The organism is Sphingomonas sp. (assembly GCF_040398505.1).
GTDB lineage: Bacteria > Pseudomonadota > Alphaproteobacteria > Sphingomonadales > Sphingomonadaceae > Sphingomonas.
This window is the reverse complement of record NZ_JBBATX010000207.1, coordinates 1-1219: the sequence shown is the minus strand read 5'-3', so window position 1 is coordinate 1219 and position 1219 is coordinate 1. Positions and strand designations below refer to the sequence as shown.

Sequence of the window (1219 nt, the reverse complement as noted above, 5' to 3'; positions counted from 1 at the left end):
ATGGGAAAGACACGCCGGGAGTTCACTCCTGAGTACAAAGACGAGGCCGTGAAGCTGGTGATCAACACCGGCAGGGCCATCGCGACCGTGGCCCGCGAGCTCGGCATTAACGAGGCTTCGCTGGGCCGTTGGGTCATCGCTTTCAAGTCCCGCAATGACACCGGCGAGACCGCGGTCACCGAGTCGGAACGGGCCGAGCTGCTCCGGCTGCGCAAGGAAAACGCGGACCTGAAACTGGATCGGGCGTTTCTAAAAAAAGCATCCATCTTCTTCGCCCAGGAAGCGTCGGATACGAGCGCAAAGCGTTCGAACTGATGCTGGCGGAGAAGACCAACTTCACCATCACCCGCATGGTCCGCCTGCTTCAGGTGTCCCGATCGGGATACTACGTCTGGCTCGACCGCAAACCGTCAGACCGCGAGATTCGGCGGGAGAACATTGAGCAGAAAGTGGCCTGGTTCCACGGCGACTCCGACGAGGTCTATGGATCGCCGAGGATCCTCGCCGACCTCCGCGCCGACGGGGAGACCATCTCGCGCAAGACCGTCGCCAAGACCATGCAACGCCTCGGATTGGTGGGGATCTGCCCCAAAAAGTGGCGGACCACCACGATCATTGACCACGCCGACGCTTACCCCGTCGACGCCGTCAAACGGAAATGGGACACCGGGGCCCTGAACCAGGTCTGGGTCGGCGACATCACCTATCTGAGGACCTGGGAGGGGTGGGTCTACTTGGCGACCGTGATCGACGCCCACAGCCGCCGGGTAATCGGCTGGGCCATCGCCGACCACATGCGGACCGATCTGATCGAGAATGCCCTCGTGATGGCCATGACACTGCGCGGAGACAGGCCGGCGCAGGTCATCTTTCACAGCGACCGCGGCACCCAATATGCCTCGGCCCAGATCACCGCATTCGCGATCAAGAATGGCATCATACGCTCGATGGGATTGACCGGTATTTGCTGGGACAACGCGATGGCCGAGAGCTTCTTCGCCACGCTGAAAACCGAGTTCTACTACCGACGCGTTTGGCCCACCCGCGACCGCGCTACTCGGGAAGTCGGAGCCTGGATCGAGGACCGATACAACCGTCGGCGCCGGCACTCCTCGATCGGAGATGTCAGCCCCGTCGCCTTCGAACTGCAATACTCATCACAGACCGCGGAAGTTCAACTCGCCGCTTAACCCGTGTCCACTAACCGGGGGCAAGGCCA

1 protein-coding gene is annotated in these 1219 nt (G+C 61.8%); it reads left to right on the top strand.

The window, feature by feature from the left end; translation table 11 throughout:
- Positions 1 to 1190, top strand: a protein-coding gene (locus ABWP09_RS14430; protein WP_502959805.1) for an IS3 family transposase whose coding sequence is annotated in 2 segments (ribosomal slippage) — positions 1 to 265 and positions 265 to 1190 — 1191 coding nt annotated over the 2 segments. Because the reading frame shifts where the segments join, the coding sequence is not laid out codon by codon here. This gene is flagged as partial in the annotation.
- Positions 1191 to 1219 lie beyond the last annotated feature (29 nt).